This is a genomic window from Stenotrophomonas sp. Steno-C17 (assembly GCF_056393165.1).
Window position 1 is genome coordinate 1 of sequence record NZ_JBWJPD010000029.1, and the last position, 26,073, is coordinate 26,073.

General features: G+C 67.7%; 22 protein-coding genes. 4 read left to right on the forward strand and 18 right to left on the reverse strand.

What is annotated here, in order from left to right:
- Nucleotides 1-165: 165 nt before the first annotated feature.
- Nucleotides 166-1,260, forward strand: coding sequence for a DUF5694 domain-containing protein (locus AC06FA_RS18910; protein WP_478069625.1), 1,095 nt, complete (start codon nt 166-168; stop codon nt 1,258-1,260).
- A gap of 65 nt (nt 1,261-1,325) precedes the next feature.
- On the opposite strand, the gene AC06FA_RS18915 is transcribed toward AC06FA_RS18910, so the two are convergent.
- From AC06FA_RS18915 to AC06FA_RS18985, 15 genes are all read right to left on the reverse strand, one after another.
- Nucleotides 1,326-1,547, reverse strand: a complete 222-nt coding sequence (locus AC06FA_RS18915; protein WP_478069626.1) for a hypothetical protein — start codon at nt 1,545-1,547, stop codon at nt 1,326-1,328.
- Nucleotides 1,548-1,615: 68 nt separating this feature from the next.
- Nucleotides 1,616-3,025, reverse strand: a complete 1,410-nt coding sequence (locus tag AC06FA_RS18920; protein WP_478069627.1) for an efflux transporter outer membrane subunit — start codon at nt 3,023-3,025, stop codon at nt 1,616-1,618.
- Nucleotides 3,012-4,175 (reverse strand): efflux RND transporter periplasmic adaptor subunit, encoded by a 1,164-nt coding sequence (locus AC06FA_RS18925; RefSeq protein ID WP_478069628.1) that lies wholly within the window; start codon nt 4,173-4,175, stop codon nt 3,012-3,014. The genes AC06FA_RS18920 and AC06FA_RS18925 overlap by 14 nt, the downstream gene beginning before the upstream one ends.
- Nucleotides 4,168-7,386 carry an efflux RND transporter permease subunit gene (locus AC06FA_RS18930; protein WP_478069629.1) on the reverse strand — a complete coding sequence of 1,073 codons (3,219 nt, stop codon included), beginning with the start codon at nt 7,384-7,386 and terminating at the stop codon, nt 4,168-4,170. Before AC06FA_RS18930 ends, AC06FA_RS18925 begins: the two co-directional genes overlap by 8 nt.
- A gap of 627 nt (nt 7,387-8,013) precedes the next feature.
- On the reverse strand, nt 8,014-9,393 hold the full coding sequence (locus AC06FA_RS18935) for a sensor histidine kinase (RefSeq protein ID WP_478069630.1): 1,380 nt from the start codon (nt 9,391-9,393) through the stop codon (nt 8,014-8,016).
- Entirely contained in the window at nt 9,371-10,054 is a 684-nt protein-coding gene (locus AC06FA_RS18940; protein ID WP_478069631.1) for a response regulator transcription factor, read from the reverse strand. Before AC06FA_RS18940 ends, AC06FA_RS18935 begins: the two co-directional genes overlap by 23 nt.
- Before the next feature lie 96 nt (nt 10,055-10,150).
- Nucleotides 10,151-12,334: a PAS domain S-box protein gene (locus AC06FA_RS18945; protein ID WP_478069632.1), complete on the reverse strand. Its 2,184-nt coding sequence runs from the start codon at nt 12,332-12,334 to the stop codon at nt 10,151-10,153.
- A 206-nt stretch (nt 12,335-12,540) separates the two neighbouring features.
- Nucleotides 12,541-14,928, reverse strand: coding sequence for a Tex family protein (locus AC06FA_RS18950; protein ID WP_478069633.1), 2,388 nt, complete (start codon nt 14,926-14,928; stop codon nt 12,541-12,543).
- Nucleotides 14,929-15,130: 202 nt separating this feature from the next.
- Nucleotides 15,131-15,346, reverse strand: a complete 216-nt coding sequence (locus AC06FA_RS18955) for a hypothetical protein (RefSeq protein WP_006374014.1) — start codon at nt 15,344-15,346, stop codon at nt 15,131-15,133.
- Nucleotides 15,347-15,592: 246 nt separating this feature from the next.
- Complete coding sequence (locus AC06FA_RS18960) at nt 15,593-15,997, reverse strand: hypothetical protein (RefSeq protein ID WP_478069659.1); 405 nt, start codon at nt 15,995-15,997, stop codon at nt 15,593-15,595.
- Nucleotides 15,998-16,041: 44 nt separating this feature from the next.
- Entirely contained in the window at nt 16,042-16,245 is a 204-nt protein-coding gene (locus AC06FA_RS18965; RefSeq protein ID WP_478069634.1) for a PspC domain-containing protein, read from the reverse strand.
- A gap of 63 nt (nt 16,246-16,308) precedes the next feature.
- Complete coding sequence (locus AC06FA_RS18970) at nt 16,309-16,677, reverse strand: YfeK family protein (protein WP_478069635.1); 369 nt, start codon at nt 16,675-16,677, stop codon at nt 16,309-16,311.
- Nucleotides 16,678-16,722: 45 nt separating this feature from the next.
- Entirely contained in the window at nt 16,723-17,790 is a 1,068-nt protein-coding gene (gene phaC / locus AC06FA_RS18975; RefSeq protein ID WP_478069636.1) for a class III poly(R)-hydroxyalkanoic acid synthase subunit PhaC, read from the reverse strand.
- Nucleotides 17,787-18,881 carry a class III poly(R)-hydroxyalkanoic acid synthase subunit PhaE gene (gene phaE, locus AC06FA_RS18980; RefSeq protein WP_478069637.1) on the reverse strand — a complete coding sequence of 365 codons (1,095 nt, stop codon included), beginning with the start codon at nt 18,879-18,881 and terminating at the stop codon, nt 17,787-17,789. The genes phaC and phaE overlap by 4 nt, the downstream gene beginning before the upstream one ends.
- Before the next feature lie 22 nt (nt 18,882-18,903).
- The gene (locus AC06FA_RS18985) at nt 18,904-19,518 is read right to left on the reverse strand and encodes a CDP-alcohol phosphatidyltransferase family protein (RefSeq protein WP_108749915.1); all 615 of its coding nucleotides are present in this window, start codon (nt 19,516-19,518) and stop codon (nt 18,904-18,906) included.
- 345 nt (nt 19,519-19,863) lie between these two features.
- On the opposite strand from AC06FA_RS18985, the gene AC06FA_RS18990 reads away from it, so the two are divergent.
- The gene (locus AC06FA_RS18990; RefSeq protein WP_478069638.1) at nt 19,864-20,514 is read left to right on the forward strand and encodes a class I SAM-dependent methyltransferase; all 651 of its coding nucleotides are present in this window, start codon (nt 19,864-19,866) and stop codon (nt 20,512-20,514) included.
- A 40-nt stretch (nt 20,515-20,554) separates the two neighbouring features.
- Here the strand turns inward: AC06FA_RS18990 and AC06FA_RS18995 are convergent, their stop codons facing one another.
- From AC06FA_RS18995 to ppsR, 3 genes are all read right to left on the reverse strand, one after another.
- Nucleotides 20,555-21,043, reverse strand: coding sequence for an NUDIX hydrolase (locus tag AC06FA_RS18995; RefSeq protein ID WP_478069639.1), 489 nt, complete (start codon nt 21,041-21,043; stop codon nt 20,555-20,557).
- Nucleotides 21,044-21,084: 41 nt separating this feature from the next.
- On the reverse strand, nt 21,085-21,597 hold the full coding sequence (locus AC06FA_RS19000) for a DUF1249 domain-containing protein (protein WP_108749918.1): 513 nt from the start codon (nt 21,595-21,597) through the stop codon (nt 21,085-21,087).
- 89 nt (nt 21,598-21,686) lie between these two features.
- A complete protein-coding gene (gene ppsR / locus AC06FA_RS19005; protein WP_478069640.1) occupies nt 21,687-22,508 on the reverse strand; it encodes a posphoenolpyruvate synthetase regulatory kinase/phosphorylase PpsR in 822 nt (273 codons plus the stop codon).
- Between the two features lie 144 nt (nt 22,509-22,652).
- On the opposite strand from ppsR, the gene ppsA reads away from it, so the two are divergent.
- Nucleotides 22,653-25,031 carry a phosphoenolpyruvate synthase gene (gene ppsA, locus AC06FA_RS19010; RefSeq protein ID WP_108749920.1) on the forward strand — a complete coding sequence of 793 codons (2,379 nt, stop codon included), beginning with the start codon at nt 22,653-22,655 and terminating at the stop codon, nt 25,029-25,031.
- Nucleotides 25,032-25,166: 135 nt separating this feature from the next.
- Entirely contained in the window at nt 25,167-26,060 is an 894-nt protein-coding gene (locus tag AC06FA_RS19015) for a mechanosensitive ion channel family protein (RefSeq protein WP_478069641.1), read from the forward strand.
- Nucleotides 26,061-26,073 lie beyond the last annotated feature (13 nt).

Sequence of the window (26,073 nt, forward strand, 5' to 3'; positions counted from 1 at the left end):
AAGTCGAGCAAGCTCGACTCTACAACGGCTCTGCCGCGCGCGCGCCTTGCACCTGCGATGCATTCCAGCGCCAGAAGGTTTACATGACCTTCGGGAGATTTGCCGGCCTGCAGGCACTGGCAGGCTGTGCACTCTCAGGGAAGCCCCTTCATTCAAGGAAACTGCATGTTCCGACGCCTGCGCTGTCTTGTCCTGTTGTCACTGTGCAGTGCCAGCCCATTGGCCTTGGCCGACGAGGGCCGCTACCGCCCCTCGTTCCATCCCAGCGAACTGAAGGGTCCGCCCGCCGGGCGCTTGAACGAAGTGATGGTGCTCGGCAGCCCGCACCTGTCGGGCCTGCCGGAAGCGTTCGAGGCCGCGCAGCTGGAACCACTGCTGGTGCGCCTGCAAGCGTGGAAGCCGACTGCGATCGCGGTGGAAAACGTGTCCGGCCTGCAGTGCGACTTCATGCGCCGCAATCCCGCCCGCTATGCCGACAGCGTCAAGAGCTACTGCGTCGACACCACCGCGGCCGAAGCCGCCACGGGTATGGATGTTCCCACCGCCAATGCCGAAATGGAGCGGCTGCTCGCCGCATGGCCGGCGGTACCCACCGCCGCGCAGCGCCGCCACCTGGCGGCCGTGTTCCTGGCCGCGGGCGAGCGCGGCTCGGCCATCGTGCAGTGGCTGCGCCTGCCCAAGTCGGAGCGTCGCGCCGGCGACAGTCTGACCGCGGAACTGGCCGCCTATCTGGATGCCCGCGCGGTGCGCAAGGACGAGGTGAGCCTGCTCGCCGCCGAACTGGCCGCACGCCTGGGACTGGAACGGCTGTGGTCGGTGGATGACCACACCGCCGATGCCCCCACCCCGAAGCCGCTGCAGAAGGACTACGCCAAGGCGATCCGCACGGCGTGGAACACCTCCGCCGGGGCAACACGGCGGGCGACCTATGATCGGCTGTACGCCGACGTTGCCAAGCCCGACGGGCTGATGGCGATCTACCGCAACGACAATGATCCGGCCACCGCCAGGCTGGTCTATGACAGCGATTTCGGTGCAACGCTGGTCGAACCCTCGCCGCAGGGCTTTGGCCGCAACTACCTGGGCTACTGGGAAACCCGCAACCTGCGCATGGTCGGCAACATCCGCGACGTGCTGGGCCAGTACCCGGGCACGCGCATGCTGGCCATCGTCGGCGCGTCACACAAGTGGTATTACGAGGCGTACCTGGACCAGATGCACGATGTGCAGCTGGTTGATACCGCCCCGCTGCTGCGCTGAGCGCCCGCCCCGTAGCGTCGAGCTTGCTCGACGTCCCTAGGAAAAACCGTCGAGCAAGCTCGACGCTACGAACGGCTGCGCCGGGCCAGCGTGGCGCTGGCGATCACGATGCAGCCCAACGTGACCAGCAGCGCGCTCACCACACCCCATTGCAGCACCGGTACCAGCGCCTGCGCCTGCGGGTCGATGCGCAGCTGTTCCAGCCGCAACCCACCGGCCAGCGCCAGCACCCAGCCGATGAAAGCAGGCGCGTAGGCGCCGATGATGTTGCCGATCCAAGCGTTCATGCCGTACTCCCGTGAGAACTGCGATGGCGGCATTGTTCCGCCCCGCCCTCTCACGGATTGAGACCGCGTCAGTCACTCTGCCCGGACGCCGACCAGCCCCCGCCCAGTGCCGCCATCAGCGCGGCGCTGGCCTGCAGCTGGCGGCTCTGGATGTCCTGCAGGCCCAACTGCGCCTGGCGGGCATCGGTCTGCGCGGTCACCACGTCCAGATAGCTGACAGCGCCACCGGCGTAGCGATCGCGGGCAATCTGCTCGGTGCGGCGCGCGGCCTGCACGGCTTCTTCTTCGTGGCCACGCTGGTCCGCCAGCCGGTTCAACTGCACCAGTTGATCTTCCACCTGCCGGATCGCCGCCAGCACGGTCGCCCGGTATTGCGCCGACGCGGCATCGAACTCGGCATACGCCTCGGCCTTGGCTGCCTTGCGGCGGCCGCCATCGAACACTGGCAACGCCGCCAGCGGGCCCAGCGCCCAGTAGCGGTTACCCGCGTCCAGCAGCGCGCCGCTGCCCGAGGTCTGGCCACCGAACAGGCCGGTCAGGCTCAGCTGCGGGAACCACGCCGCGCGCGCCACACCGATGCCCGCGTTCGCCGCGAACACCCGCCGCTCGGCAGCGGCGATATCCGGCCGCTGCTGCAGCAGGGCGCTCGGCAGATCCGCCGGCACCGGCGGCAGCGTGGGTGCCTGCGCTACGGGTTGCACATCAAAGCCGCTGGCCGGCGCGCCCACCAGTTCGGCCACTGCGTGCCGCAACACTGCCTGGCGCGCATCCAGCGCATCCAGGTCCGCCTGCGCGCTGGCCAGCTGGTGCCGCGCCCGCGCCACATCCAGTTCCGAGGCGATCTCGCCGGCGAAACGATCCTGGGTCAGGCGCAGGGCTTGCTGGTAGTCGTCGATGCTGTCGCGCAGGATCGCCTGCTGCGCCTCGGTGTTGCGCAGCTGCAGGTAGGTGGCGGTCAACTGCTGGGACAGGCTCAGCCGTGCAGCAGCGAGGTCATCGGCACTGGCCTCGGCGCGCGCATGCCCGGCAGCCGCCGCGTTGCGCAGCCGGCCCCACAGATCCAGATCGAAGGACAGCGAGAACGTCGCCGCGTTGCTGTCATAGACCGCCGGCTGGGTCGCGCTGCGCAGCGGCTTGTCATCTGACTGCCGCTGGCGCATCGGGCCGGTGCTGAAGCCCACCTGGGGGGCACGCGCCGAAGCCGTCTCGCCCGCGGCGGCACGCGCCGCATCGTAGTGCGCCACGGCCAGCGCCAGGTTTGGATTGGCGGCGCGCAACCGCGCCTGCAGCTGGTCCAGCACCGGGTCGTTGAACAGCCGCCACCAGTCCCGGGTCAGTGCCGCCTGCGGCGCTGCCGCGGTCGGCTGTTCGTACGCCACAGGCACCTCGACCGCAGGCACCCGATAGGTGGGCGCCAGCGAACAACCGGCCAGTGCCAGCATCAGGGCGGTAACCGCGCCCGCTTCAACCGCGCGCATGCGCAGGCTCCTTTGCCGCGGCCACGACACGCACATGGTCGCCCTCGCGCAGGGCGTCGGGTGGGTTCGCAATCACCCGGTCGCCCGCGTCCAGGCCATGGTCGATGCGCAGCGTGCTGCCCAGGTCACTGGCGATATGGATGTCGCGCAGATGCACCACGTCCTTGCCATCCACCACGGCCACCTGGGTACCCTTGGCGCGGAAGATCAGCACTTCGGCCGGCACGCTCACGCCCTCGCCACCGGCCTGCAACGGCAGGGTCACTTCGGCATAACTGCCCGGCAGCAATGCCCCGTCGGCGTTGTCCACCACGAACTGGGCCAGCAGCGTGCCGGAGCTGCGGTCGATCGCGCTGGAATCGCCCTGCAGCGTGGCGGTGAAATGACGACCGGGGTGGCCGGGCACCTGCAGCGTGGCCTGCAATCCAGGCTGGATGCTGCCCGCGCTGTTCTGCGGCACCGGCACCATCAGCCGCAGGCGGCGGGTATCGGCAATGTTGAACAGCTCGCGCCCGCTGTCATCGGCGCGGATCAACTGCCCGACGTCGGTCAGGCGCGCGGTGACCGTGCCGTCGAAGGGCGCGCGCAGCGTGCGGTAGCGCCCCAGTTCCTGCAGCCGCGCATAATCGGCCTGCGCCGCCTCCACGCTGGCCTGCGCGGCCACCGCGTTGGCCTGCTTCTCATCGGCCTCCTGGCGCGACACCGAGTGGCTGCCGAGCATGCCCTGCCAGCGCTCGGCGCTGACCTTGGCCAGCGCCGCGTCAGCCTGCGCCTGCAGCAGGTGCGCATGTGCCTGCGCGATCTGCTGGTCCAGCTCCGGGCTGTCAATCACCGCCAACACCTGGCCGGCCTTCACCGACTGGCCGATATCGGCGTTCCAGGATTTCAGGTAGCCGCCCACGCGGGCATGGATCGGCGCTTCAGTCCAAGCCCCCAGGTGGGCCGGCAGGGTCAAGCTGCCGGCCTCGCCCTGCGCGCCGGCAGTGACCACCTGCACGGCCGGTACGGCCTGCTGCTCGGTCCATTCGCCCACGGCATGCGCCTGCTGCGCGCGCAGCGCCAGGCCGGCGGCCACCACGGCCACGGCAATGGCAGCCCCAAGGATCAGACGGCGGCGCATCGGCGCCTGCGGCAAGGAAGCATCAGACATGCAGGGGCTCTCCGGCGGGGACGGTTGCGGATTTGCGGGAATGGGCCAGGGCGAAGACCACCGGCACGAACAACAGGGTGGCGCAGGTCGCCAGCAGCAGGCCGCCGATCACGGCGCGGCCCAGCGGCGCGTTCTGTTCGGTGGACAGTGCAGTCGGCAGCATGCCCAGGATCATCGCCAGCGCGGTCATGCACACCGGGCGGAAGCGGGTGAAGCCCGCTTCCAGCGCGGCCTTCACCGCGTCGCCATGTTCGGCCAGGCGCTCGCGGCAGAAGCTGACCACCAGGATGGAATTGGCCGTGGCCACGCCCATGCACAGGATCGCGCCGGTCAGCGCGGGCACCGACAAGGTGGTGTGGGTCAGGAACAACATCCACACCACCCCGGCCAGGCCGGCAGGCAGCGCGGTGATGATCACGAACGGGTCGATCCAGGACTGGAAGTTGATGACGATCAGCAGGTAGATCAGCACGATCGCGGCCAACAGGCCGTAGCCCAGGCCGGTGAAGGCCACATGCAGCGCATCGATCTGGCCATGCAGGCCCACCTGGGTACCGCGCGGGCGCTGGCTGGCCATGCCATCGATCACGCGCTGCACGTCGGCCGCCACGGCGCCCAGATCGCGGCCCTGCACGTTGGCGTACAGATCCAGCGTGGGTTGCACGTTGTAGTGGCTGACCACCGCCGAACTGGAACCGCGCTGGATATCGGCCAGGCCGCCCAGCACCTGCGGCGTACCCCCACTGCCGGTCACCGGCAGCGCCTGCAGCGCCGCCAGACTGTCCATGCGGTACTGCGGCGTGGCGGCCACAACGCTGTAGGAAATGCCGTTCTTCGGGCTCAGCCAGAACGTGGGCGCCACCTGCCCGCTACCGGCCAGCGAGGCCACCATGCTGTTGGTCACATCGCGCTCGGTAATGCCCAGTCCATTGGCACGCAGGCGGTCCACGTCCACCTTCAGGGTCGGGTAGCCATCGGGCTGCTGCAGGCGCAGGTCAACCAGGCCGGGGACATGGCGCAGACGCCGCTGCAATTCCTGTGCATACACGCGGTTGCCGGCTGCATCAGGCCCGGCGATGCGGACATCCAGCGGCGCAGGCGAACCAAAGTTCAGGATCTGGCTGCTGGTGTCGGCCGGCAGGAAGGCGAAGCTGGTGCCCGGGAACGCCGACGGCAGCACTTCGCGCAGGCGCTTTTTATACTGAGCGGCGTCGCCGTGGCCGGGCTTCAGCGAGACCTGGATGTCACCGTCCTGCGGCCCGATGGTGCCGCTGGCGCTGTAGGCCATGTTAATGCCGGTCATCGGCAGGCCCAGGTTGTCGACGATGGCGTCGATCTCGTGCGGCGGCACCACCTGACGGATGCGCGCTTCGATGCGGTCGAAGGCTGCGGCGGTTTCCTCGATGCGCGTGCCCAGCGGCAGCCGCACATGCAACGACAACGCACTGGCTTCGGTGGCGGGGAAGAAGTCCTGGCCCAGGGTCGGCAGCAGCGCGAAGGACACCAGCACACAGGCCATGAAGCCAACCAGGAAGCGTCGACGGTTGCCCAGGGCGAGACCCAGCAGCGCGTGGTAGCGGTCGCGCACGGCGGAGAACCCGGCCTCGAAGCGCTGCTGCCAGCGCACCAACGTGGCGGCGAGGCGCGCGCGGCGATGCTGCGGGTGGTCGCCCTCGTGGTGGTTCAGGAACGCATCCTCAGGATGGTGACCCACGCCCCCTTCCACCCGGTGCGGCTTCAGCAGGTACAGCGCCATGGTCGGCACCAGCGTGCGCGACAGTACGAACGAACTGGCCATGGCGAAGATCACCGCCAGTGCCATCGGCCGGAACAGGTAGCCGGCGATGCCATCGAGCAGGAACATCGGCACGAACACGATGCAGATGCACAGCAGCGACACGAACGCGGGGCCGACGATCTGCGCGGCGCCGTCCAGGATCGCCTCGCGCACGCCCTTGCCCTGCTCCAGGTGCCAATTGACGTTCTCGATGGTGACCGTCGCATCGTCCACCAGGATGCCCACCGCCAGCGCCAGGCCGCCCAGGGTCATCACGTTCAGCGTCTGCCCCGACACCGACAGCAGCGCGATGGCCGACAGCACCGCCAGCGGAATGGACGCGGCGATGATCACCGTCGAGCGCCAGCTGCCCAGGAACACCAGGATCATCACGCTGGTCAGCAGCGCGGCAATGATGCCCTCGCGGGCCACGCTGCCGATCGATTCGCGCACGAAGGTGGACGCATCGCCCAGCAGCGAGATCTTCAGGGACGGCGGCAGGGTCTCACTGATCTGCGGCAGCATGTCGCGGATGCGGCTGACCAGGGTGAGCGTGGATGCATCGCCGTTCTTCAGGGCGGCCATCAACACCGAATGGCCGCCGTTGACCCGCACGATGTTGGTCTGCGGCGGTGAGCCGTCGCGCACGTGCGCCACCTGGCCGATGGTCACCACCGCACCGTTCACCGTGCGGATCGGCAGATCATTCAGCGCCTGGATGTCGGTGGGACTGTTGTTGAGCAGCACGGTGAACTCGTTGCTGCCCAGCTTGGCCGTACCCACCGGGGTGATCTGGTTCTGCGCCGCCAGTGCGTTGCCCACGTCCTGCGCCGACAGGCCCTTGGCGGCCAGCGACTGTGGGTCCAGGTCCAGGGTGATCTGCCGCTGCTTGCCACCGAAGGGAGCCGGAATGGCCAGGCCGGCGATGGAGGTGAGCGGCGGACGCACGCTGTTCTGTGCCAGGTCGCGGATCTGCGATTCACCCAGCGTCGGGCTGGAAAACGCCATCTGCAGCACCGGCACGGTGGAGGCGCTGTAGTTGAGGATCAAAGGCGGGGTCATGCCGGCCGGCATCTGCTTGACGATGGTCTGCGAGATGGCGGTGATCTGCGCATTGGCCGTGCGGATATCCACGCCGGGCTGGAAGAACACCTTGACCACGCCCATGCCGGCCAGCGACTGCGATTCGATGTGCTCGATGTCGTTGACGGTGGTGCTGAGCACGCGCTCATAAGGCGAGATCACGCGCCCAGCCATCGCATCGGGCGACAGGCCGGTGTACTGCCAGACCACGGCGACCACGGGAATGCCGATATCGGGGAACACATCGGTGGGGGTTCGCAGCGCGCAGAGCGGCCCGACGATGCAGATGAAAATAGCCATCACCACGAAGGTGTAAGGCTTGTTGAGCGCGGTCCTGACCAAGCCGAGCATGCAGCTCTCCAGCAGTGCCACTGCCCACCGCGGGCAGCGCAGGCCGTGAAGTATCCGTGCTGGCGCCTAAAACAAGGCTGTGCCGCGCATGAAACATATTTCATGAAAGGGGTGTTCGGCAGGGCTGCGCCCTGCACCCCTGTAGAGTCGAGCCGTGCTCGACTGAAGCAACAGCAACAGCGGCATTCCGTGGGATGGCGGGGCGGTGTGGGTGGGCAGGACACGCCGTAAACCCGTCCATGGGGGCTCGTAGGCGCCATCCATGGCGCCTGCGGTCCTGCCCACCCACACAACCCCGCCCCTGACAGCTTCCCGCGGCTGTTGGTAGGTGTCGACCTTGGTCGACACAATCTGTCAGATATCGATTTGTTTCTGGGGTCAGAGCCCGTTGCACAGCAACGGGATCCGACCCCGCGCCGTTCCAGCAGATCGCGGGAATCTGTCAGAGGCGGGGCGGTGTCGGAGTGCGGGGTGTCAGCCGCATGGATGCGGCTGCCAAGCCTACACGGACGTACTTGCGGCGTCCCCGCACTCCGACACCGCCCCGCCATCCCACGGATACCCAGCTTTTGACGTTGACGTTGCATTGAGCGGGTGCAGGGCTGCAAGCCCTGCATAAACCCCCCCCTACAGCACCTGCGGTCGGCACAGCAGGCTGAAGCGGGCACCGCCCAGCGTTGACTGCCCTACCCCCAGCCGGAACCCATGCAGGCCGGCGATGGCCGCCACGATCGACAGCCCCAGACCGAAGCCACCGCCCTGGCTGGCCTCGCTGCGATGGAAACGCTGGAACACCAGCTCCCGCTCGGCCTCGGCAATGCCCGGACCGGAATCCTCCACCACGATGCAGGTGGCCCCCGCCTCGTCGCGCGCCAGCAACTGCACCCGCCCGCCCTCCGGCGCAAACCGGATCGCGTTGTCCAGCAGGTTGCCGATGGCTTCGAACAGCAGCCCGCGATCACCCACCACGCTGGGAAGGTCTGCTGCCAGTTCAAGCTGCAGCCACTGCCCCTTCTCCTCGGCCAACGGTGCGTAGAACGCGTGGATTTCCTGCAGCAGGGCCTCCGGCGCCAGCTCCACGAAGCCGGACCGGCGCTGGTGGTCTTCCAGTTCGGAAATGCGCAGCAGCGCGCGGAAGCGCGCCATCAGCGTATCGGTTTCATCCAGCACCTGGTCCAGTGCCACGGCCTGCGCATCGCCCTCGTCCAGCTGCTGGCGCAGCCGATACAACTGCGCGCGCATGCGGGTCAGTGGCGTGCGCAGGTCGTGCGCAATGTTGTCGCAGACCCCTTTTACTTCGGTCATCAACTGCTCGATCCGGTCCAGCATGGCGTTGACGATCGCCGCCAGCATGTCCAGTTCGTCACGGCGATCGGCCACCGGCAGGCGCTGCCCCAGGTCGCCGGCAACGATGCGCGCGGTGGCCTGTTCGATCGCCTGGATGCGCCGCAGCGGGCGCCGCCGCAGCAGATGCCAGCCCAGCAGGCCGGGCAGCAGGGTCAACGACACTCCCCAAAGCAGCGCGTCCAGGATCAGATGGTTCACTTCATTCAGTGGCCCGCTGTAGCGCACCAGCACCAGCACGCGTGCATCGCGGGTCGGCATGGCCAGGCCGAAGCCGCGCTTGCCCGCCGCGGTCGGGTCGGACAGGGGCAAGCCACTGACCCGGTGCACCTGGCCATCCAGCGGCAACTGCGCGGGCAGAGCCTTCAGTGGGCCGGCCAACGGCGTGCCCGTTGCACTGAACACCCCATAGGCATCGATGCCGTGCACGTCGTAGCGGCGGTTCTCGCGCAGCGCCTCGCACAGCGCATCGCCGGTGAAATGTTCGAATAGATGCGCACGCTGCAGAAGTGCCGACTGCGCCAGATCATCCAGGTAGTGCGACACCCGCCAGTACAGGACACCGAGCAGCACGCTGCACCACGCCACGAACAACAGGCTGTACAGCCCCAGCAAGCGGCTGCTGGACGAGCGCCAGCCGTCAGACAGCTTCACTGAGGACATACCCCGAACCCCGCACGGTGCGGATCATGGAGGGGCCGCCGGGCAGGTCGAGCTTGCGCCGCAGCCGGCCGATATGCACGTCGATCAGGTTGGTGCCGGGGTCGAAGTGGTAGCCCCACACTTCCTCGAACAGCATCATCCGGGTCAGCACCTGGCCCGCATTGCGCATCAGGTATTCCAGCAGCTTGAACTCGGTCGGCAGCAGGCTGAGGGTGCGTCCACCGCGCTGTGCAGTACGCGCCAGCAGATCCAGCTGCAGGTCGCCCACGCGCAGCGCGGTATCGTTGCCGGCCGGTTGCTGGCGGCGGCGCAGCAGCACTTCCACGCGTGCAGCCATTTCATCGGAAGCAAACGGCTTGGTCAGGTAGTCATCGCCACCAGCACGCAGGCCGCGCACCCGCTCATCCACGTCCGACAGCGCACTGAGCATCAGCACCGGCGTATTGATACCGATGCGGCGCAGGGTGGTGACGATCGCCAGCCCATCCAGCCCCGGCAGCATGCGGTCCAGGGTAATGGCGTCGTACTCGCCGCTGGCCGCGCGCACCAGACCTTCGCGACCATCGGCCACCCAGTCCACCTGCAAGCCATGGCTGCCCAGCTCCGCCATGATTTCCTGGGCGGTGATGGCATCGTCTTCGATGGTCAGTACGCGCGACATGGGGCCGATGGGGTGCTCAGACCCGCCCATGCTCGCCAAATCGACCCGGGCGGGCAAATGAAACATCCTTCATGCGGGCCTCTGGTACGGGCCGGTTCAGCCGCCGTCACCGTCTTCGGGCGGCAGATCGGCGGTCAGGCCCTGCACCTGCACGTTGTTGCGGCCCAGTGCCTTGGCCCGGTAGCACTGCGCATCGGCGGCGGCCACTGCCTGGTCCACGCCCATGCCCGGTGCCAGCGGCGCAATGCCGATGCTGGCACCGATGCGCAGCACGGCCTTGTCCCAGGGAATGGCCAGCGCGGCCAGGGTGTTCAGCAGTTCGCCGGCAATGCGCGCGGCGCGGCGCGGGCCGCACCCGGACAGGATCACCGCGAATTCGTCGCCCCCCAGCCGGGCCACCACGTCCGAATCGCGCACGCCGTGGCGCAGCACGCTGGCCACCGCCCACAGCACCGCATCGCCGGCCAGATGGCCCCAGGTATCGTTCACCGGCTTGAAGCGGTCCAGGTCGATGTACATCAGCGACGCGGCCTGGCCGGTGCGCTCGACATGGGTGATCGCCTGCTGCAGGTGCACCTCGAAGCCGCGGCGGTTGCTCAGTTCGGTCAGCGGGTCCATCTCGGCCAGGTGGCGGGCTTCGCGCTGGCGGGCACGCTGCTGAGTGTCATCGCGCAGCACCCACACCGCACCGCGCACGTGCCCCTCATCGTCGCGCAGCCAGGCGCGGGTCAGGTCCACCGGCACGGTGGCCGTGCCCAGCCGCAGCAGCAGGTCGGCATGCAGGTCCACCGCATTGCTGTCCGGGTCCAGCAGCACCGCCACGTCCAGCACCGAGTTCGGCGCGTATTCGGTGGTCAGCGCCAGCACATCCTTCACGTTGTGCCCGGCCAGGGTCAGCGCGCCATCACCGGACAGCATGCGCACCGCGGCGGCATTGGCGTATTCGATGCGGCCCTGCAGGGTCACGCTCAGCACCAGGTCGGCCACCGCATCCAGGGTGATGCGGCTGCGCTGCTCGCTTTCGAACAGGCGCTGTTCGCTGCTGCGCTGGCCGGTGATGTCCTGGATCTGTGACACGAAATGCAGCGGTTCGCCGCGCTCATTGCGCACCAGCGACACCGACAGGCGCGCCCAGATGGTGTTGCCGTCCCGGTCCAGGTAACGCTTTTCCAGGTGGTAATGGCTGCGCCGACCACTGAGCAGGTCCTGCACCAGCTGCAGGTCGGTCTGCAGGTCGGCCGGGTGGGTCAGCCGCTGGAAGTCGACCTGCAGCAGTTCTTCGCGCGGGTAGCCGAGGATGCGGCACAGCGCATCGTTCACATCCAGCCAGCGCCCTTCCAGCGACACCAGCGCCATGCCCAGCGCCGCGGAGGTGAACGCGCCGGCGAATTTTTCTGCGGCCAGGCGCGCTTCGGCACGCGCCTGCAGGATTTCGGTGATGTCGATGGCCATGCCGACGTAGCCGATGCGCTCGCCGTCGGCACCATCCATGCGGCTGATGGACAGTCGCACCTGGCGGCGCTGGCCGTCCTTGCGCACGAAGGTCCACTGCCGCGAGAACGTCTGCCCCTGCGCCTGCGCGGTCAGGGCCTGGAACACCGAAGGCAGATGACCGTCGGCGTCGGCCAGCGGGGCCAGATAGGCGTGCATTTCGTCCGGGTCATGGAACACGCCGGGGTTGGCCTTGCCAACCACGTCACTGGCGGCGTAACCCAGCAGGCGTTCGGCACCGGTGTTGAACAGGGTAATCAGCCCTTCGGTATCGGTGGCGATGACCGCCACTTCATCGGAAGCGTCCACCACCGCCTGCAGCCGGTGGCGCATGTCGGCGGCTTCCTGGCGGGCCATCTGCAGTTCGGTCACATCGGCATGCGCGCCGGCCATCCACAGCGGGCGGCCCTGCCCGTCCCATTCGTACACGCGGCCGCGGTCGTGGATCCAGATCCACTGGCCGTTCTTGTGGCGCATGCGCAGCAGGCAGCGGTAATGGTCGCTGTGGCCCTGGAAGTGCGCCTCCAGCGCGGCGTCGGAATGGGCCAGGTCGTCCGGGTGCACCAGCGCAATGAAGGTTTCCTGGCAGATCGGCTCCAGCTCATCCAGGCGATAGCCGACGATCTCGGCCCAGCGAGCATTCACCCGCATCTGCCCGGTCTGCACGTTCCATTCCCAGGTACCGGCGGCGGTGCCCTCGATGATCATCGCCAGCCGGCGGCGCTCTTCGGACAGTTCCTGCAGGCGCCGCTCCAGCAGCGCGTTGGCGTCATGGCCGTGGCCGGTCATCGACGCCCCCGTGCGGAACGGCAAGCGCAGGAAAGCCGCAGCCCGGCGCTGCAGCCTGCGGTCGCGTTGGCGGGTCGTGCTGGCGTCATGGCCCTCCCCGGCACCCTGCAGGGCGGCCCGCGGCCCCCCATGGGCGCCAGTGTGCGCACGCCGGGGAAGGCCGACAAGTCCCCCCGCCACGACGCTCGTGGCCGGGGGGTGGTTGCTCAGCTGCGCTTGGCTCGGGCGAAGGCCTCGGCCAGGGCATTGTTGGCCGGCGGCGACGAGGTTGCGGGGCGCGACGCGCCCTGCCCCTGGCCGCGGTTCGGGCCCCGGTTGCCACCGCCATCACGGCGCGGGGGCGTGCCCTTCCCGCGCTCCTCGCGCGCACCGGGGCGGCTGGTAGCCTGCCCGGGGGTGTCGTCCAGGCGCCGGGTCAGGGCGATGCGCTTGCGCGCCACGTCCACCTCCAGCACCTTCACCTTCACGATGTCGCCGGCCTTGACCACCTCGCGCGGGTCCTTCACGAAGGTGTCCGACAGCGCCGAAATGTGCACCAAGCCGTCCTGGTGCACGCCGATATCGACGAACGCCCCGAACGCAGCCACGTTGCTGACCACGCCTTCCAGCACCATGCCCTCGCGCAGATCCTTGATATCTTCCACGCCCTCGGCAAAACGCGCGGCCTTGAATTCGGGGCGCGGGTCGCGGCCCGGCTTTTCCAGTTCTTTCAGGATGTCGCGCACGGTCGGTACGCCGAAGCTCGCATCGGTGAATTGCTCGGGCTTGAGCCCACGCAGGAAGCTGCCATCACCGATCAGCGCCTTGATCGGGCGCGCGGTGCTGGCCACGATGCGCTCGACCACCGGATAGGCTTCCGGGTGCACGGCCGAGGCGTCCAGCGGCTGGTCGCCGTCGGCAATGCGCAGGAAGCCGGCGCACTGTTCGAAGGTCTTCTCACCCAGCCGCGCGACCTTCAGCAGGTCCTTGCGGCGCTTGAACGGCCCGTTGTCGTCGCGGTGGCGCACGATGTTCTCGGCCACCGTGGACGACAGCCCCGACACGCGCGACAGCAGCGCCGCCGAGGCGGTGTTCACGTACACGCCCACCGCGTTCACGCAGTCCTCCACGCGGGCATCCAGCGCGCGCGCCAGCCGATACTGGTCCACGTCGTGCTGGTACTGGCCCACCCCGATCGCCTTGGGCTCGATCTTCACCAGTTCGGCCAGCGGGTCCTGCAGGCGGCGGGCAATGGACACCGCGCCACGCAACGACACGTCCAGGCCCGGGAATTCCTTTGCCGCAAATTCCGAGGCCGAATACACCGAGGCACCAGCTTCGCTGACCACCACCTTCTGCAGCTTCGCATTGCCGATGGCCTTGATCGCCTCACCGGCCAGTTTGTCGGTCTCGCGGCTGGCGGTGCCGTTGCCGATCGCAATCAGTTCCACGTTGTGCCTGGCGCACAGCTGCTTGATCGTCTGCAGCGACTGATCCCACTGCCGGCGCGGCTCGTGCGGGTAGATGGTCTCGGTGGCCAGCAGCTTGCCGGTGGCATCGACCACGGCGATCTTGCAGCCGGTGCGGATGCCCGGGTCCAGGCCCAGCACGGATTTCGGGCCCGCCGGGGCAGCCAGCAGCAGGTCCTTCAGGTTGTCACCGAACACCGTGATGGCGTCGGCCTCGGCCTTCTCGCGGGCCTGGTTGAACAGGTCCAGCAGCAGGTGGGTGTGCAGCTTCGCCCGCCACGTCAGGCGGCAGGCGTCCAGCAGCCAGCGGTCGGCGGCACGGCCCTGGTCGGCGATACCGGCCTTGCGTGCCACCCGCCCTTCGGCGTACTGGTGGCCGGCCTCGGCATCGCTGCCCGGGTCCAGTTCCAGGAACAGGATCTCCTCGCGGCGCGCACGGAACAGCGCCAGCAGCCGGTGCGAAGGAATCTTCGCCAGCGCTTCGGCATGTTCGAAATAGTCGCGGTATTTGGCGCCCTCGGTTTCCTTGCCCTCGGCCACGCGCGCGCGGATCACGCCGGTGTCGCCCAGCCAGGTGCGCAGCTCGCCCACCAGTGCGGCATCCTCCCCCCAACGCTCCATCAGGATCGCGCGGGCACCTTCCAGCGCGGCCTTGGCGTCCGCCACGCCCTTGTCGCTGTCGACGAAGCCAGCGGCGAAGGCCTGCGGGTCCTGCGTGGGGTCGCCCAGCAAGCCATCGGCCAGCGGCTCCAGCCCCGCCTCACGGGCAATCTGCGCGCGGGTGCGGCGCTTGGGCTTGTACGGCAGGTAAAGATCTTCCAGCCGGCTCTTGGTGTCGGCGGCCAGGATGTCGTTGCGCAGCGCGTCGCTCAGCTTGCCCTGCTCATCGATGCTGGACAGCACCGCCGCACGGCGGTCTTCCAGCTCGCGCAGATAGGTCAGGCGCACTTCCAGGTTGCGCAGCTGGGTGTCGTCCAGGCCACCGGTCACTTCCTTGCGGTAGCGGGCGATGAACGGAACGCTGGCGCCTTCATCGAGCAGGCCGACGGCGGCACGAACCTGGGCGGACTGGGCACCGATCTCGGCGGCGATGGTCTGGGCGATCTGCTGGGCGAGCGCGCTCTGGGCGTTCTTGGCGTCGTGCATTGCTTCCGGTCTGGGCCGCGTTACGGGAAAGACCCATTCTGGCCATGCCCGGCGCGGGCATACAAGCGTTGACAGCAGCGGGGTTCAGGCGGCAGCACCGGGTGGGGACGCCGGCATCCTGGCAGAGGGGGCCGTGCTGGCCCGGCTGGGATGCCGGCGCGGGTGCGCGCACGTGGGCGCACCCTGCCGCATGCTGCGAAGGTCAGCGGTAATGGCGGGCGGCGCGCTGCATGACGATCTCGTCACGCATGCTTTCCAGTGCCATCAAGCGGACCTTGCCGACGCCCTGCAGTTCCATGAACCGCTCCGTGTAGAACTCCGGCCCCAGCGCGGTGTCGGCGCGGGATTTGCTGAAGCCGTAGGGCACCACGCCCTTCTCGCCGTCCTTGCTACCACCGACATAAAGAACAATCGCCATGTGATGTCTTCCTCCTAATAGCTACTGCGTACTGCACACGATGAGCGGTACTTGTGGGCTCATCGGGGTAGAGCTTACCGCGACCAAGCTGACTGGAACGTCACGAAGGCTAATGACGATCGGTTGCATGCAGATGACGGCCCGATCACAGCAGAACGCTTACGGATCCTTAACTTCCAACTAACAACCGGGGTAGAGTCGAGCTTGCTCGACTGGGCCGGTGCCAGCAGTCGAGCAAGCTCGACTCTACGGCCACCAGCCGTGCCCGAACCGGGCGTAGTGGTCCGCCGCGCGCTCGAACGGGTTGCGTGCACTCACGCCCCCGCACAGCAGGTACACCGGCAGATACAGCGGCCCCAGCACCAGGTACTGGTACACGTGCGCCCGCTCGTGGTCATCCAGTCGGATCAGCGGTTCCACCCCCCACCCCGCCTGATGGGCATAAGTGCGGCAGCACATACCCAGATCGTGGCCGGTATGCAGGATCACATTGCCCAGGGTGATCGCCCCACCCGGTCCCCACGGCCAGTGATCGAACACCAGCGCGCAGTCGCGGCTACTCCAGCGCAGCCGTGCCCCGCCCAGCAGACCGGCCAGCCCACCGATCAGACCGATCAACGTATTGGGCAGCGTCCAGGCCGCGCCCAGCATCTGCAGCGCGCGCAGCCAGAGCGGCCAGGGCCGGGCGGCGGCGTTCAATCGGCCTCGTTGGGAATCAGCAGCCACAGGATCAGGTAGACCAGAATGCCGGGGAACGCGGCCGACGCCAGCGATACCAGCACATAGACGACCCGCAGCAGCGTCGCGCTCCAGCCGAAGCGGTGGGCGATGCCGCCCATCACGCCAGCGATCATGCGGTCGTTCAATGAACGCGACAGCGTTTTCGGCGTGGTGTTCATGGCGGTTCTCCCAGGTTACGGAAAAGGCGGTCGAGCTTGGCTCGACTCTACACCGCCCCTTGTCTACGGCGTGCGTTGGCGCAGGGCCTGCAGGCGGGCGCCGAACCATGCGGCGGCGGTCTGTTCCGGCTGGCCCGGGCAGCGGATCCGGTACGGCTTGCCGCTCATGCTGCTCTGGCTGGCGGCCCGTTCAATGAACTGTTCGGGGGTATCGACCAGCTTCTTCTTCAGCAGGTAGTCGTACTTGCGCTGCAGGTGCGCGCGGGCGGCGGCGGCGTCATGCCAGCTGCCGTTGCGCTGGAACTGGCAGGTCGAGCCGTCCAGGCTGCCGATCAGCTGGGCGATCTCGCGTTGGGCCTGGGGGCCGGGGGCGGCATGGGCGAACGGCGCCGCCAGCAGTGCGGCAAGAATCAGGGGCATTCGTCGGAACATCAGGGCCTCCGGGTAGGCGCAAAGGGCAGTCGAGCAAGCTCGACTCTACCGGTCGTGGGCGTTCAGCCAGCTGTCGATGGTGGTCGGGACTTCGCGCTGGGCGCGGCCGGACACGTAGATGCCGATGTGGCCGCCGCGGAAACTGGACTCGGTGTAGTCCTGCGTGCCCAGGCGCCCGCGCATCGCGCGCGAGGCATCGGGTGGCACCAGATGGTCCTGCTCGGCGTAGATGTTCAGCACCGGCAGCGTTACTTGCGACAGATCCACCGCCTCTTCGCCGATGCGCACGGTGCCGTTCACCAGCCCGTTGCCCTGGTAGAACTGCTTGATGAAGTCACGGAATGCCTCACCGGCCAGGTCGGGCGAATCGAAGATCCATTTTTCCATGCGCAGGAAGTCTTCCAGCGCCGCCTTGTCATCCAGGATGTCGAGCAGGCCCACGTACTTCTGCACGTTCAGACGGAACGGCTTGAGCATCAGGTAGCTGGCGTTCATCAGGTCGGCCGGGATGTTGCCCAGCGTATCGACCAGCAGGTCCACATCGACCTGCCGCGCCCAGTGCGACAGCATGTTGTCGGCAGTATGGAAATCGACCGGGGTGACCATGGTGATCAGGCTGGCCAGCTTCTGCCGGCGCAGCGCGGCGTAGCACAGGGCAAACACGCCGCCCTGGCAGATGCCCAGCATGTCGACCGGCTCACCGCTGCGCGCACGCAGCGCATCCACGGCGCCGTCGATGTAGCGCAGCAGGTAGTCCTCCAGCGTCTGGAATCGCTCGGAGCGGTCCGGGTAGCCCCAGTCCAGCACGTAGACATCCTGGCCCAGTGCCAGCAGCTTCTGCACCAGCGATCGGTCGGCCTGCAGGTCGACCATGTAGGGTCGGTTCACCAGCGCATAGACGATCAGCAGGGGCCGCCGCCGGGTCGGCGCCGGGTCGCCAACGAAGCGGTACAGCACCACCTTGCCATCGCGCCAGACTTCCTCGCGGGCGGTGGCACCGTAGTCCACATCCTCCACCTGCGGCAGCAGCTTCAGCCCTTCCATCAGCTTGCGCTGCATGGCCAGGGTTTCCTGCATCAGGTCGTCGGCATTGAAGCCCAGCGGCCCTTTCATCGCGCACGTCCTTTCGTCGCAGCGCGCGCGGTGGTCTTTTTGGCAGCTGCCTTCTTGACCGGTGCCTTCTTTGCAGGTGCCGTCTTTGCCGCCGCCTTCTTCACCGGCGCTGCCTTCTTAGCCGCCTTGCGCGGCGCCGGCTTCACCTTGGCCGCGGCCGGCTGTGCCACCGGGTCAACGGCTGCCGTTCCGGCCAGCACGGCCACCTGCGCCTGCAGGCGGCGCAGGCTGCGCTCCAGCTCGGCAATGCGGCGGTGGGCGGCGTCCATCTCACTGCGCGTCGGCAGGCCGATGCGTTCACTCATCTGTTCCACCTCGCGTTGCAGGCCCGCGCGCAGGCGCATCTGCGCGTTGCCCAGCGACGCATACACCTGCTGGAACGGCTCGGACAGGGCGACCTTGGCATACGCCTCTTCGGCCACCTCGATCCACAGGTCGAACATCGCCCGCGCACTGGTCAGCTGGCTGCCGGGCTGTTCGTGCTCGGCCAGGCGCTGCTCGAACAGGGTGAAGGCTTCTTCCAGCGCCTGCTTGATCTGCTCCACATAGGCACGCGAGTGCTGCTGGTATTCCTCCTGCGCACGCAGCAGCGACTGCCAGCGCGCCTGGTGCTCGCGGCCGGGGCCGAAGGCCGGGCTCTGCAGCCACGGGCCTGCCTGCAGCTGCCATTGCTGCAGCCAGGCGGCGAACTCGGGCACCGATGCGCCGGCTTGGGTGCTGCCGCGCGCGCCCTGCAGCATCCACTGCAGCATGCCCTCGCCCTGCCCGTTCACCGCCTCGCGCCAGGCCTGGGCCACATCGGCACTGCTGGCGTCACGACCGGCAAAGCGCGCGGCCACTTCCTGCATGGTGCCGTACCAGCTGCCGGCCTGTTCGCGGAAGCGGCGCAGCGCGTCTTCCGGCGCACCCTGCCCCTGTTCGGGCAACAGCTGCCCCCACCAGTCGAACAGGCGCTGCCAGCTGGCCGGGTCATCGCCGGCCGGTGTACCCGGTGCGCCGGCGTGGCGCAGGGCATCGCCCCAGGCACCAAAGTACTGCCGGGCCAGGGCTTCGAAATCGCTGCTGCCGGCGTCGTGGGCCGAGCTGGTCATCGTGCGCCTCCGCGGGGCTGCATCAGGGCTTGGGAATGCGCAGGGTCTTGCTGATCATCAGCGAACCGGACAACGCGAACAACAGCACCATCGGGTGCAGCTGCCACGGGCCGATCTGCCACTGCCCGAACCAGATGTCACGACCGATGGCATCGGTGCCGGCGGCGATGGCCAGCACGATCACCAGTGCCAGGCTGGTGGGAATGGGCGTGCCCTCGAAGTACTTGACCTTGCCCTCGTCCCCGGCCAGGGCCTCGGCGGTCACGTTGTAGCGGGCCAGGCGGCTGACGCCGCAGCAGACGAAATAGCTCAGGACCAGCCAGTCCCAGCCGCCCTGCATGCCGCAGGCATAGGCCAGCGCCGCCGGTGCCACGCCGAAGGAGATCACATCGGACAGCGAATCCAGCTCGCGGCCCAGGGTGGAGCTGGATTTGCGCCAGCGCGCGATGCGCCCGTCCAGCGCGTCGAAGATGAAGGCCAGCGGGATCAGCGCCATGCCAAACAACAGGTAGCCGCGCTCACCGTCCTGCAGGAAGCGCATCGCGGCAAACACCGCGCCGGTGCCGCAGAACGCATTGGCCAGGGTGAACCAATCGGCCAGCTGGAATTCGCGCAGCATCGAGAAATGACGTTTCATGGAATCTCACGGGGCATCAAGGACCACAGGGTACCGCGACCACCGGCGCGGACAACAGCGCGGCGATGACCGGCCTTCACCCGAGCCTCACGACTGCTCACCTGCGGTGAATTTTTCGCCACCCATCTTGACAGCCTAGGGGGGTGGCGCCTGCCACGGCTTATCCACAAAGTTGCCCACGCGTAATCCACACCCCCTGTGGACAACCCGGTCGCAGGGGCTGCGACGCTGGCTATTTTCTCATCACCACGCTGCGGGGTTTTCCTACTTCCCAATCCCGCCCCGCCCCGCTATGGTCAACGGCGGACCCGCCGCCGCCACGTCCGAACCCTTTGTTCCTGGACGATGTCGATGCTGGATGCACGTACGCTGGCCGCGCAGTTGCGGCAGCCCCATGGCGAAGCCGCGCTGGCCGTGGGCGAATCGATGAACCGCAGCAACGCGGCGCTGAACCAGGCGGCCATTGCGCTGCTGGCGGTCACCGCGCACGAACGGGTGCTGGAAATCGGACCCGGCAATGCGGCCTTCGCACCGTTGCTGCTGCAGGCCGACGGCAGCCAGTACCTGGGCATTGAACTGTCCACGGCCATGGTCGAGGCCGGCAACCAGCGCCTTGCCTCGGCGGGGCTGGCCGGCCGCGCCGCGCTGCGCCCCGGCGATGCCCACGCCCTGCCGGTGGCCGATGCCTCCATCGATGCGGCGCTGGCGGTCAACACGCTGTACTTCTGGCCGGACCTGGCGCCGGTGCTGACCGAGATCGCCCGCGTGCTGCGCCGTGGCGGCCGCCTGTGCCTGGCCTTCGGCGATGCCACCTTCATGCGCAGCCTGCCCTTCAGCGACGACTTCCAGCTGCACGAGCTGGACGCGGTGGAGCTGGCCCTGCGCGTGGCCGGCTTCAGTGTGTGCGGCTGGCGCGCGCACCGCGAGACGGCGGCCGGCAACGATGGGCAGACCCGCGACAAGTGTTTCCATCTGCTGCTGGCGCAGCGGCGCTGAACCGCCCGCACCGGGCCGTGCCGGGCCGTGCCGGGCGGACTCACAACCGGCTGAACGACCAGCTCTGCATGCGTCCGTCGCGGTACGGCATCACCCCGTGGAACGGCCGCGGGTCGGCATCGAACACCAGCGGCAGGAAGTTGCGATCGCCTTCCCACATGGGCAGCGCGTCCAGCTTGTCCACGTCCACCCATTCCAGGGTGCCTTCGTGGTTGCCCCCGTGCGGGGTGCCCTCGAAGCTGTCGATCACGAACACGAAACCGAACCAGTCCTCGCCGTGCCTGCCGAACCCCGGCCAGCTGATGGTGCCGCGCAGGCGCATGGCGGTGCAGTCGATGCCGGCTTCTTCGGCAATCTCCCGGCGCATGCCGGCGGCCACGTCCTCGGTGGGTTCGACCTTGCCCCCCAGGCCGTTGTACTTGCCCAGGTGATGGTCACCGGGCCGGGTATTGCGGTGGATCATCAGCACCTGGCGGCGGTCGGGCGACAGCACATAGCCCAGGGTGGCGACGATCGGGGTGTACGGCATGGGGCGGATCCGGCGGCGGGTCAGCCCACGATTATGGCCGATCAGCGCACCAGCGACAGGCGGCGTTCGGCCGAAACCGCTGCCGGGCCATCGGGGTCGCGGCGCAGGGTGGCCACGCCATGGCCGCGCTCGGCCAGGTATTCCAGCCACTTGCCCAGGAAGGTGTTCATGCGCATGCGGTGGTTGATCAGCTCGGCCGGCGGCGGGTACAGCCCCATGGTGTCCTGCCAGCGGCGGCCCACGTAGCAGTGGGTGGTCTCGGCCTGGCGGGCGTCCCGGTACAGGCGCACGTACGCCGAGGGGTCCGGCTCGCCGGTCACCGGGTCGGCCAGGTCGTAGGTCAGGCGCAGTTCCACCGTGTAGCGGTGGCATTCGATCACGTCCAGGCGCACGTCCAGGCCGTCACCGACCGAGGACACATAGCTGCCGGCGGTCAGCTCGGCCGGCGCGAACAGGCGCACCAGATGCCGGTAATTCTCGGCGTAGAGGCCCATCAGCCAGCTCAGCCGGCTGAGGCGGGGAATGCGTTCGGTTCGGGGCGAGGCGTGGGCCATGGGTCGATCCTACACGTTGGCCATACAACGTGGGGGCTGACCAGCGAAGGCCAACCCCTGGCAGCGCCGGGCCCGGCGGGCCGCACCGGTCAATACAGCTCGCGCTGCAGCCCCAGCGTGGCCAGCACCTTGCTGGAAATCTCCTCGATCGAGGTATGGGTGGTGCTCAGGGTCGGGATCCGCTCCATCTGGAACATCACCTCGGCCGCGGCCACCTCGCGCTTGCAGGTGTCCAGGTTGGCATAGCGCGAATTGGGCCGGCGCTCCTGGCGGATCTGCTGCAGGCGGTCCGGGTCGATGGTCAGGCCGAACAGCTTGCGCCGGTAGTTGCGCAGGCGCGGCGGCAGGCGGTCGCTTTCCAGGTCCTCGTCGGTCAGCGGGTAATTGGCCGCGCGCACCCCGTAATGCAGGGCCAGGTAGATGCAGGTGGGGGTCTTGCCCGCCCGCGACACCGCCACCAGGATCACGTCGGCATCGTCGTAGTTCACCGCGATCCCGTCATCGTGGGTCAAGGCGAAGTTCATCGCATTGATGCGGCGGTGGTAGGTATCGAAATCGACCATGCCGTGGGCCTGGCCCACCCGGGCCAGGCGCGGGCTGGCCAGCTCCCGCTCCAGCGGCTCGATGAACGGGGCGAACACATCCAGCATCAGCGCCCCGCTTTCGGCCAGGATCAGGCTCAGGCTCTGGTCCACGCAGCTGTTCACCACGATGGGCCGGACCTGGTACCGCTCCCCTGCCGCCTGGATCCGGGAACAGGCTTCACGCGCTTTTTCGGGGTCATCGACAAACGACATGCGGTCGGTAATGAAGCTGAACCCGGTGAACTGGGTGAGGAGGCTATGCCCAATGGTTTCAGCGGTGATACCGGTTCCATCGGAAACGTAGAACACCGGTCGGATGGTCGACATGCGCGCTTTTACCCCATACGAAGCCTAAAAAGGCCGCCAGCACAAGCTTGTGCCGGCGGTGGTATGCCCGGCATCATATCGGCTTCTTCCTACGGACGCGGCCACTCAGCCCGCCTCGGGCGATGGCCAAACGGAGCATCGCGCTTGAACGAGAACATCCTGTGGTTGCACGAACTGCGTCTGGCCGATCTGGCCCGCGTGGGCGGCAAGAATTCCTCGCTGGGCGAGATGATCGGCAACCTGGCCGGTCTGGGCGTCTCCGTCCCCGGTGGTTATGCCACCACGTCTGAAGCCTTCAAGGACTTCATCGCGCACAACGACCTGTCCAAGCGCATCTTCGACAAGCTGGCCACGCTGGACGTCGAAGACGTGACCGCGCTGACCGCAGCCGGCAAGGAAATCCGCAGCTGGGTGATCGATGCGCCGCTGCAGCCGCAGCTGGACCAGGACATCCGCAGTGCCTACGCCAAGCTGAGCGCCGACAACGGCGGCGGCGACGTGGCCGTGGCCGTGCGCTCTTCGGCCACCGCCGAAGATCTGCCCGATGCCTCCTTCGCCGGCCAGCAGGAAACCTTCCTCAACGTCACCGGTGCCGACGATGTCGTGCACAAGGTCAAGGAAGTGTTCGCTTCGCTGTACAACGACCGCGCCATCGCCTACCGCGTGCACCACGGCTTCAAGCACGAAGACGTGTTCCTGTCTGCCGGCGTGCAGCTGATGGTGCGCTCGGGCGTCGGCTCCTCCGGCGTGCTGTTCACCCTGGACACCGAATCGGGCTTCCGCGACGTGGTGTTCGTCACCTCCTCGTTCGGCCTGGGCGAAATGGTCGTGCAGGGCGCAGTGAACCCGGACGAGTTCTACGTCTACAAGCCCACTCTGCAGGCCGGCAAGCCGGCGATCCTGCGCCGCTCGCTGGGCAGCAAGGCGATCCGCATGGTGTATTCGGACGTGCCCGGTGAGCGCGTCAAGATCGAGGACACCCCGGCCGAACTGCGCAGCACCTTCTCCATCAGCGACGAAGACGTGCAGGAACTGTCCAAGCAGGCGCTGGTGATCGAAAAGCACTACGGCCGCCCGATGGATATCGAGTGGGCCAAGGACGGTGTCAGCGGCAAGCTGTTCATCGTGCAGGCACGCCCGGAAACGGTGAAGTCGCGCAGCCACGCCACCCAGATCGAGCGCTTCGCGCTGACCGAAAAGGGCGGCAACGTGCTGGCCGAAGGTCGCGCCGTCGGTGCCAAGATCGGCTCGGGCGTGGCCCGCGTGGTCAAGACCCTGGACGACATGAACCGCGTGCAGCCCGGCGACGTGCTGATCGCCGACATGACCGACCCGGACTGGGAACCGGTGATGAAGCGCGCCTCGGCCATCGTCACCAACCGCGGTGGCCGCACCTGCCACGCGGCCATCATCGCCCGCGAGCTGGGCGTGCCGGCCGTGGTCGGTTCGGGCAACGCGACCAAGGTCATCGAAGATGGCCAGCCGGTCACCGTCAGCTGCGCTGAAGGCGATACCGGCTTCATCTACGAAGGCCAGCTGAAGTTCGAGCGCACCACCACCGACCTGGGCAACATGCCGGCGGCGCCGCTGAAGATCATGATGAACGTGGCCAACCCGGAACGTGCCTTCGACTTCGGCCAGCTGCCGAACGCCGGCATCGGCCTGGCCCGTCTGGAAATGATCATCGCCAGCCACATCGGCATCCACCCGAACGCGCTGCTGGAATACGACCGCCAGGATGCGGCCACCAAGAAGAAGATCGACGAGAAGATCGCCGGCTACGGTGATCCGGTCAGCTTCTACGTGAACCGCCTGGCCGAAGGCATCGCCACCCTCACCGCCTCGGTCGCACCGAACCCGGTGATCGTGCGCCTGTCGGACTTCAAGTCCAACGAGTACGCCAACCTGGTCGGCGGCAGCAACTACGAGCCGCACGAAGAGAACCCGATGATCGGCTTCCGCGGCGCCAGCCGTTACGTCGATCCGAGCTTTGCCGCCGCCTTCGCGCTGGAATGCCAGGCCGTGCTGCGCGTGCGCAACGAAATGGGCCTGGACAACCTGTGGGTCATGATTCCGTTCGTGCGCACCCTGGAGGAAGGCCGCAAGGTGGTCGAGGTGCTGGCCCAGAACGGTCTGAAGCAGGGCGAAAACGGCCTGAAGATCATCATGATGTGCGAAGTGCCGTCCAACGCACTGCTGGCCGATGAGTTCCTGGAAATCTTCGACGGCTTCTCGATCGGTTCCAACGACCTGACCCAGCTCACCCTGGGCCTGGACCGCGATTCGTCCATCGTCGCGCACCTGTTCGACGAGCGGAACCCGGCGGTGAAGAAGCTGCTGTCGATGGCCATCAAGTCGGCACGCGCCAAGGGCAAGTACGTCGGCATCTGCGGCCAGGGCCCGTCCGACCATCCGGATCTGGCCGAATGGCTGATGCAGGAAGGCATCGAGTCGGTGTCGCTGAACCCGGACACCGTGGTCGATACCTGGCTGCGCCTGGCCAAGCTGAAGGCCAACGGCTGATGCCGTAGTGGCAGGGGCTGACGTCGTGTTCATCGGCGTCCGCCCATACTGGCCTTGCATGCAAACCCCGCTGCGGCGGGGTTTGTTGTTTCTGGCGTGCGCGCACGCCGATGCCATCGCTGCAAAGGAGCCCGCATGACCGCCACCGCCCCGCCCGCCCCCGCCACTGCCTCCTGGTTCCATTCACTGGACTGGCAGCGCCTGCTGGAAACCTACGGCGTGCCGCTACTGGCCGCCATCGTGGTGCTGCTGGTCGGCATGTGGCTGGCCCGCCGCCTGTCCAACGCGATGCCGCGCGCCACCGCGCGCATGGGCGTGGACCCGATGCTGGGCAGCTTCCTGCGCAACGTGGTCTACGCGGCCGCGCTGGTGATCGTGGTGATCCTGGCCATCGGCACATTGGGCGTGCAGATCACTCCGCTGCTGGCCGTGCTCGGCACCGCCGGCCTGGCCGTCGGCCTGGCGCTGAAGGACTCGCTGTCCAACATCGCCTCCGGGGTGATGCTGGTGACCCTGCGGCCGTTCCGCGTGGGCGACGTGGTCACCGTGGCCGGACAGACCGGCACCGTGCGCGAAGTGCGCATCTTCCAGACCGTCATCACCGGCGCCGACAACCAGCACACCACCATTCCCAACACGCTGATCACCGCTGCGCCGATCATCAACCTGACCGCCGAACCCACCCGCCGCGTCGAGCTGGTGGTGGGCATCGGCTACGAGGACAACATCCAGCTGGCGCGCGACACCGCATTGGCGCTGATGAAGGCCGACCCGCGCGTGCTGGCCACGCCCGAACCGGACGTGGTGGTGTACGAACTGGGCGCGCATGCCATCAACCTGGGCATCCGCTGCTACGTGAAGTCGGCCGACCACTTCGGCACCAAGGTCACGTTGCTGGAGCAGATCAAGCTGGGCTACGACAAAGCCGGCATCAACATCCCCTACCCGCAGCAGGACATGCACCTGTACCTGCACGGCAAGGACGGCGGCGTGCTGGAAGCCGACGCGCTGGTGCGCGACAAACCCTGATTTCCAGGTTCCC